This is a genomic window from Bradyrhizobium sp. PRIMUS42 (assembly GCF_023006515.1).
GTDB lineage: Bacteria > Pseudomonadota > Alphaproteobacteria > Rhizobiales > Xanthobacteraceae > Bradyrhizobium.
Genome location: NZ_JALBGZ010000188.1, coordinates 1 through 9431 on the forward strand (window position 1 = coordinate 1; position 9431 = coordinate 9431).

The window sequence follows — 9431 nt, forward strand, 5'->3', positions numbered from 1 at the left end:
ATGCCCATCAGCGCGGCGCCGCTGCCCGAGCGCAGCATGTGGCGCGGTGACGAATAGCCTTCAAGCTTGAAGCGGCCCGTGGCCAGCGCCGTCGCGAGGCTGCCGGCGAAAACGCCGGCCACGGTCGCAATACCGAAGTTCAGCGTCAGGCCGGTCGAGAGCATCGCGTATTGCAGCGCATCGGCGATCGGCGCGATGAAGGTGAGCGAGGTCACCGCGACGGGATTGAAGTCGTCAGCGCCGAGATGGCCGGTGACGAACCAGCCGGCGGCAACCAGGAGACCGACGATGACGCCTGCTGCAATCTGGCCCGGCGAACGGCGGAACCCCGGATGCGCCAGGGCAAACAGGACCAGCGCGCCGACGATGACGGCCGCAGCCAGCGCGCGAGAGAGAGGTTCGGCGAGACCGAACGTCGCCAGCAATGACGGCAGCGAATTGGCGCCGACGGTGGTTTGCGAGGACTGAACCAGCGCGATGCGCGCCGGCGCGATCAGGCCCTTGAGCGTCATCTGCGCGGCGATGGCGAGCACGATCACGACGACGAAGGAGCGGAGGTTGCCGCGGCCGAGCAGCACCAGCGCGCGCGAGCCGCAGCCGTTCGACAGCACCATGCCGTAACCGAACAGCAGGCCGCCGAGGAACAGCACCGGCACCGAGAAAGTCTGTTGCAGGTAGATCGTCTTGCCGAGATCGACCATGCCACGGCCGGCGAGGAATTGGCTTGCAGCGATCGCAACCGCGATCGCCAGAGCATAGGTCCGCACCAGCCGCCCGTCCCCCTCAGTCAGCCAGCCGCGCATGCTGCTCATCAGGCAGAAGCCGCTGAGCAGGCCGACAGCGCCGTAGATGAGACCGATGGCGAGGCCAGCGAGGATGACGAGAAGGGCAGATTCCATCGATTGTTCTCAGATCTCTCGACGTCGTCCGTCATTGCGAGCGCAGCGAAGCAATCCAGTCTGTTTCCGCGGATGCATTTCTAGATTGCTTCGCTACGCTCCAATGACGGTGTGTTACGGCTTCAGGATCACCCGGTCGCGCGAAGAGCCGGCGACGGCGACGTACGCCTCCTTGGCGCGCTCCAGCGGATAGACGGCGCTCGCCTTGATCGGGAACGGTTTCAGCTGGCCGCTTGCAAAGCCAGGGCCGAGATCACGGAGCACCGCGCCAGTTGCAGCCGAGGACAGGCCCAGCGTGTCGATGCCGACATAGGTGTGCTGGCCGCGGTAGAATTCGAGAATGTTGAACTGCACGATGCGGTCGATCGCGGCGATCAGGATCTGGCGACCACGCAATGCGAGCGACTTGTGCGCCGCCTGGAAATAGGGATCGCCGACCGTATTGAAGACAATGTCGGCGCCCTTGCCCCCGGTCAATTCGCGCACGTGCGCGGCAACGTCCGTCGCGGAGGCGTCGATCACCTCGATCGGCGCGTTGGCGTGGCCTTCGTAAGCTTCCGCCTTACGGACAACTCCGATGACGCGTGCGCCCTGCCACGTCGCGATCTGCACGGCAGCCTGGCCGACCTTGCCGTTGACACCGAACACCAGCACGGTCTCGCCGCTCTTAGGTACGCCGGCGCGGCGAAAGCCCTCCATCGCAGTGACGAAGGGCACGCCGATGCCGGCGGCCTCCTCCCACGACACCGCCTTCGGCTTCTCCACCACGGCATCGGCCTCGACCACGAGATGGCTGGCATGGGAGCCGTCGCGGCGGATGCCGAGATCGCCCGAGGAGCCGAACACCTCGCGGCCGACCATGCTGGCCGGCCCGTCGATGACCACGCCGGAATAATCACGGCCGGGGGTGCGCGGGAATACGGCATAGGGCATCAATCCGGTCGCGGCCTTGACGTCGGACGGGTTGACGGCGGCAGCCCTCACTTCGATCAGGAGATCGTCCGGACCGCGCGTGAGCCTCTGAGGCTCAATCACCGGCGAGAGCGCAGCGGCGTTTTCGGCCTTGGAGTTCAGGCGCACGCAGCGCGCTTCGACCGTCTTGGTATCGGCTGGCGACATAAAAAGACCCGGGATTTCTCGCGGCCTTGTCGCCTCTGGCGGGGGGCAAGTCAATCCGTCAAGTCAGTCTTTGGGCCGCTTGTCGTAGAGGCGTTTGGCCTTGCCCAGCGAGCGTTCCAGCGTGGCTGGCGCGACAACCTGCACCCTGGAGCTGATGCCGATGGTGTTCTTGATGTGGGTCGAGATTCGATCGGCGTGATCGATGAGCCCCCGGCCGTCCCAGCTCTCCGGCCTCGCTTCGGCGATGATGGTCAGCTCGTCCATGCGGCCTTCGCGGGTCAATTCCAGGATGAAGTGGCCGCCGCACCAATCGGTCGCGAGCAGCACCTCCTCGATCTGGGTCGGGAACAGGTTGACGCCGCGCAGGATGATCATGTCGTCCGAGCGGCCCGTGACCTTCTCCATGCGACGCATGCCCGGCCGCGCCGTGCCCGGCAGCAGCCGCGTCAGGTCGCGGGTGCGATAGCGGATCACCGGAAAGGCTTCCTTGGTGAGTGAGGTGAAAACCAACTCGCCCTTCTCGCCATCCGGCAGCACCGCGCCGGTCTCGGGGTCGATTACCTCGGGATAGAAATGGTCCTCCCAGATATGCAGGCCGTCCTTGGTCTCGATGCATTCCTGCGCGACGCCGGGGCCGATCACCTCGGAGAGGCCGTAGATGTCGGTCGCATCCATATCGAAGGCGTCCTCGATCTCGCCACGCATCGCATTGGTCCAGGGCTCGGCCCCGAAGATGCCGACCTTGAGCGAGCACTGGCGCGGATCGAGCTTCTGGCGCTTGAACTCGTCGAGGATCGCCAGCATGTAGCTCGGCGTCACCGTGATGATATCAGGCCGGAAGTCGTTGATGAGCTGCACCTGCCGCTCGGTCATGCCGCCGGAGATCGGCACCACGGTGCAGCCGAGCTTCTCGGCGCCGTAGTGGACACCGAGGCCACCGGTGAAGAGGCCGTAGCCATAGGCATTGTGGATGATCATCCCGGTGCGGCCGCCGGCGGCGCGGATCGAGCGGGCCATCACGTCGGACCAGGTGTCGATGTCTCTTTGCGTATAGCCCACAACGATCGGCTTGCCGGTCGTGCCGGAGGAGGCATGCACGCGCACCAGCTTTTCACGCGGCACGGCGAACATGTTGAAGGGATAGTTGTCGCGAAGGTCCGTCTTCACCGTGAACGGAAACTTTGAAAGATCGGAGAGCTCGCGAAAGTCGGACGGATGCACGCCGGCCCCGTCGAAGGCCTTGCGATAATGCGCGACGTTGTCATAGGCGTGCTTCAACGACCATGACAACCGCTGCTTCTGCAGCGCCATGATCTCGTCGCGCGAGGCGCGCTCATGCGCGTCCATCTCGGCGCTATAGCCGTTGCCGCCTTGCTCGAGCCTCGTCAAAGCCATCCTCGCTTCCCCACAACATTGACTTGTTCTTTTCTTGATTGGTCTCTTATTGGTCCTGCTGCGGCAGCCACGTGCCGGGAATGACACGCGAGTGCCCGCGGAATTCGGCGATGACGGTGTCGCCCGTGGTGACACGCACGTCGTAGATGCCGGAACGGCCCCCGCGTGTGATCTCGCGTGCCTTCGCAACGAGGCGATCCCCAAGCTTGCCCGGCTTGATGAAGGTGATCTGTCCCTGCGCGGCAACGACACGATCATTGTGCGAGTTGCAGGCAAAGGCGAAGGCGGAATCGGCGAGCGTGAAGATGAAGCCGCCATGGGCGATGCGCTGGCCATTGACCATGTCTGGTCGCACATTCATTGCAAGCGTTGCGAAGCCCGGACCAATCTCGACGATCTCCATGCCGAGACCCTTGGAGGCATCGTCCTCCGCCCACATGGCGTCGGCGCAGGCGCGGGCAACATCCTCAGGCGACAAAGCGGCTTTGACGTTCACGCGCCTCTCCCGGTGAAATGTTTACCCATGATGTTCTGCTGGTTGGCCAAAACTGTCAAATAATGCGACGCATTTGCATCGCCGGCGTCTGATGCGCCTGCTCAGACATGGTCATAATCGACCACGACACGCTCCGACGATGGCTTGGCCTGGCAGGTCAGGACGAAGCCTGCCTTCAGCTCCCAGGGTTCCAGCGAATAATTGATGTCCATCGGCGCTTCACCTTCGACCAGCTTGGCGCGGCAGGTCGAGCACATGCCGCCCTTGCAGGCGAACGGCAGATCGACGCCGGCGCGCAGCGCGGCATCGAGGATCGCCTCGTCCTCGGCAACAGGCACCTCACGACGCTTGCCGTCGATGATCAGCGAGGCAATCGCCTTCGGCGGCGCGTCGGGCGCGACCACCTTCTTCGGCCGCGGCTTGCCGCCGAATTCGGAGACGAAGCGCTCGACGTGAATGCGGTCTTCCGCGATGCCGAGCTCGCGGCAGGTGGTCTCGATGTCCTCGCTCATGCCGAGGGGTCCGCAAATGTAGACATGATCGACGCTGGCCGCCGGCACCAGCGAGCGCAGCAGCACCCTCACCTTGTCGCCGTCGAGCCGGCCATACAGGATCGGGATGTCCTGCTCTTCGCCGGAGATGACGTGGAAGAGGGAGAGCCGGTCGATGAAGCGGTCCTTCAGCTCCTCCAACGCCTCGAGAAACATGATGTTGTCGGTCGCGCGGTTACCGTAGAACAGGAAGAACCGGCTGCCCGGCTCGCGCGCGAGCGTGCCCTTGACGATCGACAGGATCGGCGTGATGCCGGAGCCTGCGGCAAAGCCGACATGGATCCGCCCGGTATCGGCCGGCGCGACCACGCCGAAGCGGCCGGTCGGCGTCATCACGTCGAGTTCGTCGCCGCATTTGAGTTCATCGGCCGCCCAGTTCGAAAACGCACCGCCGTCGATCTTCTTCACGGCGATACGGATCTCGCCGTCGTCGGGGCCGGAGCAGATTGAATACGAGCGTCGCACCTCTTCACCGTCCAACATAGTGCGAAGCGTGAGATACTGCCCGGGCGTGAAGGCGTAATCGCTGGCGAGTTCGCCGGGGATGGCGAAGGTCATCGAGACGGCGTCGGACGCCTCGCGGCGAAGGTCGCTGACGGCCAGGCGATGGAAGCGCGGTGCGGCTGTTGACATGATCAATGACACTTGAAGTAATCGAAGGGTTCGCGGCAGGCCTTGCAGCGCCACAGCGCCTTGCAGGACGTCGAGCCGAATTCGGAGAGCAACTCGGTGTTGTCCGAGCCGCATTGCGGGCACGCCACGGCCTGCCCGCCGAACAGCGCGCGGCGCGAGCTCGAGGCTTGCGGCGGTGCGATGCCGTAGGCGCGCAGCTTCTGGCGGCCCTCCTCGCTCATCCAATCGGTGGTCCAGGCCGGCGACAGCACTGTACGCACCTTCGGATGACGAAAACCGGCGCGTTCCAGCGCCAGCTCGATTTCCAGCGCGATCATGTTCATTGCTGGACAGCCGGAATAAGTCGGGGTGATCGCGACCTCGACATGATCGCCGTCGAGAACGACGTCGCGCAGCACGCCGAGGTCGGCGATACTCAGCACCGGAATCTCGGGATCGACCACGCTCGCGGCGGCGTCCCAGGCGCGCTGTCGTAGTGCGGTATTGTCATCGACGGCCGTCACCATGTCAGCCCCGGGAAGGTGCGCTGCATCGATTGCAGCTCGGATAGCAGATGGCCGAGATGTTCGCTGTGGCGGCCCGCGCGGCCGCCCTGCTGCATCCAGTTGTTCTGCGGCAAGACCAGCGTGGCTTCACTGGCGACATCGGAGAGCGTCTGCAACCAGCGACCACGCAAGGTGCCGGGATCGATCGCAATACCGGCATGGATCAGCGCGCGCTCGCCGTCATCGACCGCAAACATCTCACCGGTGAAGGCCCAGAGGTGATCGATCGCGGCTTGCGCGCGGGCATGACTCTCATCGGTGCCATCGCCGAGCCGGATAAGCCACTCCGAGGCGTGGCGCAGATGATAGGCGCTCTCCTTCTCCGACTTGGCGGCAATCGCCGCCAGCGTCGTGTCGCGCGAGGTCATCATCGCGCGCCAGTAGAGGTCGGCGAACGCGGAATAGAAGAACTGTCGCACCAGGGTCTGGGCGAAGTCGCCATTCGGCTGCTCGACCAGCAGCAGGTTGCGGTACTGCCTGACGTCGCGCAAGTAGGCGAGCCTGTCCTCGTCGTTATCCCCGCCTTCGGCCTTGGCAGCGTAGGTATAGAGTTCGCGCGCCTGCCCGATCAGGTCGAGCGCGATGTTGGAGAGCGCCATATCCTCTTCCAGCATCGGCGCATGCCCGCACCATTCCGACAGCCTGTGGCCGAGGATCAGCGCATCGTCGGCGCGGCGCAACGCGTAGAGCACCAGCGGCGTTTCGGAGACCTGGATGTTGGCAATGGGCATCACATGTGCCCCACTTCTTCCGGCACCTCGTAGAACGTCGGATGCCGGTAGATCTTCGATTCCGCCGGCTCGAACATCATGCCCTTCTCGGCGGGATCGCTCGCGGTGATCGCGGTCGACGGCACGACCCAGATCGACAGGCCCTCGCCACGGCGGGTGTAGATGTCGCGCGCGGCCTGCAGTGCCATGGTGGCATCGCTGGCATGCAGCGATCCCACGTGCTTGTGCGCAAGCCCGTTGCGGCTGCGAATGAAGACTTCCCACAGCGGCGTGTTCGGCGTCGTCATCCTGGTCCCCCTATTCCGCGGCTTGAGCGGTCTGGCGCTGCGCACGCTTTGCCGCGTAAGCGGCTGCCGCCTCGCGCACCCAGGCGCCCTCTTCATGTGCCTTGCGCCGCGCGGCCATGCGGTCGCGATTGCAGGGCCCGTTGCCCGCGAGCACCTGCTTGAATTCGGTCCAGTCGATCTCGTTGTAGCGCCAGTGCCCCTCCGCATCCTGCGTCATGCCGGGATCGGGAATGGTAAGGCCGAGATATTGCGCCTGCGGCACGGTGGCATCGACGAATTTCTGGCGCAGCTCGTCATTGGAGAAGCGCTTGATCTTCCACTTCGTCGAGGCATCGCTGTGCTGGCTCGTCGCATCGGGCGGTCCGAACATCATCAGCACGGGCCACCACCATCTGTTCAGCGCATCCTGCGCCATCGCCTTCTGCTCGTCCGAGCCGCGGCACAGCGTCAGCATGATCTCGTAGCCCTGACGCTGATGGAACGACTCCTCCTTGCAGACCCTGATCATCGCGCGCGCATAAGGGCCGTAAGAGCAGCGGCACAGCGGGATCTGGTTCATGATCGCCGCACCATCGACCAACCAGCCGATAGTGCCGATGTCGGCCCATGTCAGCGTCGGGTAGTTGAAGATCGAGGAATATTTGGCTTTGCCCGCGAGCATTGCATCGACCAGTTCCTCGCGCGAGGTGCCGAGCGTCTCGGCGGCGGCATAGAGATAGAGCCCGTGGCCACACTCGTCCTGCACCTTGGCGAGCAGCGCGGCCTTGCGGCGCAGGGTCGGCGCGCGCGTGATCCAGTTGCCTTCGGGCAGCATGCCGACGATTTCAGAATGGGCGTGCTGGGAGATCTGGCGGGTCAGCGTCTTGCGATAGGCCGCCGGCATCCAGTCGTTCGGCTCGATGCGCTCCTCGACATCGATGCGGGCCTGGAACTGCGCGGCCCTGGCCGCGTCCTCAAGACCGCGATCGTCAGCCTCGGCCGTGTTCAGCGCCTGGGTATACATGCGCATCCTCCCGTTTTATTGGGAGGCAATATATAACAAGAATTACTCTATGCAAGATATTTCTGTAACATAAAAATCAGGTACCGAACCGCCGTTCCAGAAGTTTTCGCGCCGGCGGCAATGCCCCCTTCTCACTGGTTCCATGGCCATCAAGCCATTGTTCGGAGGGGACAAGCAACGCGCGATAAATTTCGCCGCAGAGCTCCCGTGCCGCCCTGCCCGGCCAATCCCCCGGCAGCAGGCTTTCCGGCAGCAGCGGATCGCGCAGCACGACGCGGCGGTAATAGTGGATCAGCAGGATACGCGCGGTGAAGGCGTCGGCCTCGGACAGATCCGTGCCACGCGCGATCGCCGCGTGAAGCGGCTCGAACGTCTTCGTGAATTTCAGATAAGCGTCGGCGGTGCGGTCCAGCGGCCAGCTCGCGCTGAGCAGGCGGCGGCCGCTGTCATCCTCCGCCGAGACCTCGAGACGGATCGCGCCCGAGGCTTCATCCGGCACCGGCACGCCTGACGGTGCGACCCACACGCCGGGCAGCGGACTGCCGAACCCGGCGTTGCGCAGCGCTTCGCGAGAGGCGTCACGGTCCTCCCCATTGCCGATCAGGATCAGCTCGAAGCGCCCGGTCCAATCGGACGGCGGCGGATCGTAGATATGGCGCGTCGCAGCCTCGAATGTCTGTCGGCCCTTGTCGGCCAAGCGATAAAAACTGTTGCGGCCGACCTTCGCGCGCGTCAGCCAGCCGTCGGCGGCAAGACGAGACATCGCGGTGCGGACGACGCCGCTGTCGATGTCCAGGCCTTCAAAGAATTCCAGCAGCGTACCCAACCACACGGAGCCGCCGCGCGGCACGATGGCATCGCCGAACACGGTGATGACGATGGAGCCGGTGCGCGACGGTTCACGCTTGAGCTGGTCGATGATGCGGGAGAGCGGATGCGCCATGCGCGAGGCATAGCGCGTTTGGTGCGGGCGCGACAATGGACGGGAGCGACTAGAGCCGGGCTCGATCCTTCGAGACGGCGCTTCGCGCCTCCTCAGGATGAGGTCTGATCGCTTCCGCGCGGCCTCACTTGCTCTCATCCTCCTGGGTGAGGAGCGCGGCTAGGCCGCGCGTCTCCGGACGATGCTTCGCATCGCCGGGAGAACCATGCAGGCCCGACTATCGATGCGGATCGGGATAGACCACGCTGCGCCAGCCGCTGCGGTCGAAGGGGCGCCATTGGCCTTCCTTCTGCGCGAGCCGGTCGGCCACGGCATAAACCACGGCGGGATGATGGCCCATGCCGCAATGGCTGCTTTCGACCTCGATGCTCTCGGTCTGTGCGCCCGTCTTCTCCATGCAGCCCTGCCAGGCGCAGACGCCGTCGGTGCGACTGAAGATGGCGGTGGTCGGCATCGGCGGCGCGACGGCGAGATCGCCGCCGAACTGCGGATCGACCTCGTCGGACTTCCGCCCGCTCGCCCATTCATAGACACGCCAGGCATTGGTCGAACGGGGGTCGCCCGCAAACGGGCTGCCGAGCGTGATGACCTGGCGCACGCGCTCGGGCATCATCTTGGCGAGCTGGCGCGCATAGAGGCCGCCGAGGCTCCAGCCGACCAGGCTGATCTTGCGGCCGTACTTGTCGCTGAGCTCCTCGACCAGATCGACCATGGCATGCTGCACGCCCTCGCGCAGGCCGTAGTTGCGGCCCTGGCGCCAGCCGCTCACTGCATAGCCCTTGTTGGTCAGAAACGCCCGCAGCGCGCGCGTGGACGCGTCGGAGGCGAC

11 protein-coding genes are annotated in these 9431 nt (G+C 64.8%); all 11 read right to left on the reverse strand.

Annotated elements, in window-relative coordinates:
- A partial coding sequence (locus tag MOV75_RS16280; protein ID WP_247006187.1) for a YeeE/YedE family protein occupies positions 1 to 899 on the reverse strand: 899 nt, incomplete at its 3' end.
- 114 nt (positions 900 to 1013) lie between these two features.
- Positions 1014 to 2018: a zinc-binding alcohol dehydrogenase family protein gene (locus MOV75_RS16285; protein ID WP_246921848.1), complete on the reverse strand. Its 1005-nt coding sequence runs from the start codon at positions 2016 to 2018 to the stop codon at positions 1014 to 1016.
- Between the two features lie 63 nt (positions 2019 to 2081).
- Entirely contained in the window at positions 2082 to 3413 is a 1332-nt protein-coding gene (gene paaK / locus MOV75_RS16290) for a phenylacetate--CoA ligase PaaK (RefSeq protein WP_246921851.1), read from the reverse strand.
- A 46-nt stretch (positions 3414 to 3459) separates the two neighbouring features.
- Positions 3460 to 3909: a hydroxyphenylacetyl-CoA thioesterase PaaI gene (gene paaI / locus MOV75_RS16295; RefSeq protein WP_246921853.1), complete on the reverse strand. Its 450-nt coding sequence runs from the start codon at positions 3907 to 3909 to the stop codon at positions 3460 to 3462.
- Between the two features lie 101 nt (positions 3910 to 4010).
- Complete coding sequence (gene paaE, locus MOV75_RS16300; RefSeq protein ID WP_246921855.1) at positions 4011 to 5093, reverse strand: 1,2-phenylacetyl-CoA epoxidase subunit PaaE; 1083 nt, start codon at positions 5091 to 5093, stop codon at positions 4011 to 4013.
- A 2-nt stretch (positions 5094 to 5095) separates the two neighbouring features.
- On the reverse strand, positions 5096 to 5599 hold the full coding sequence (gene paaD / locus MOV75_RS16305; protein WP_246921856.1) for a 1,2-phenylacetyl-CoA epoxidase subunit PaaD: 504 nt from the start codon (positions 5597 to 5599) through the stop codon (positions 5096 to 5098).
- The gene (gene paaC / locus MOV75_RS16310; RefSeq protein WP_246921858.1) at positions 5593 to 6369 is read right to left on the reverse strand and encodes a 1,2-phenylacetyl-CoA epoxidase subunit PaaC; all 777 of its coding nucleotides are present in this window, start codon (positions 6367 to 6369) and stop codon (positions 5593 to 5595) included. Before paaC ends, paaD begins: the two co-directional genes overlap by 7 nt.
- A complete protein-coding gene (paaB, locus tag MOV75_RS16315) occupies positions 6369 to 6656 on the reverse strand; it encodes a 1,2-phenylacetyl-CoA epoxidase subunit PaaB (protein ID WP_092186062.1) in 288 nt (95 codons plus the stop codon). Before paaB ends, paaC begins: the two co-directional genes overlap by 1 nt.
- A gap of 10 nt (positions 6657 to 6666) precedes the next feature.
- Positions 6667 to 7659 (reverse strand): 1,2-phenylacetyl-CoA epoxidase subunit PaaA, encoded by a 993-nt coding sequence (gene paaA, locus MOV75_RS16320; protein ID WP_246921860.1) that lies wholly within the window; start codon positions 7657 to 7659, stop codon positions 6667 to 6669.
- Between the two features lie 76 nt (positions 7660 to 7735).
- A complete protein-coding gene (paaX, locus tag MOV75_RS16325) occupies positions 7736 to 8602 on the reverse strand; it encodes a phenylacetic acid degradation operon negative regulatory protein PaaX (RefSeq protein WP_246921862.1) in 867 nt (288 codons plus the stop codon).
- A gap of 217 nt (positions 8603 to 8819) precedes the next feature.
- On the reverse strand, positions 8820 to 9431 hold a 612-nt coding region (locus MOV75_RS16330; RefSeq protein ID WP_247006189.1), incomplete at its 5' end, for an alpha/beta fold hydrolase.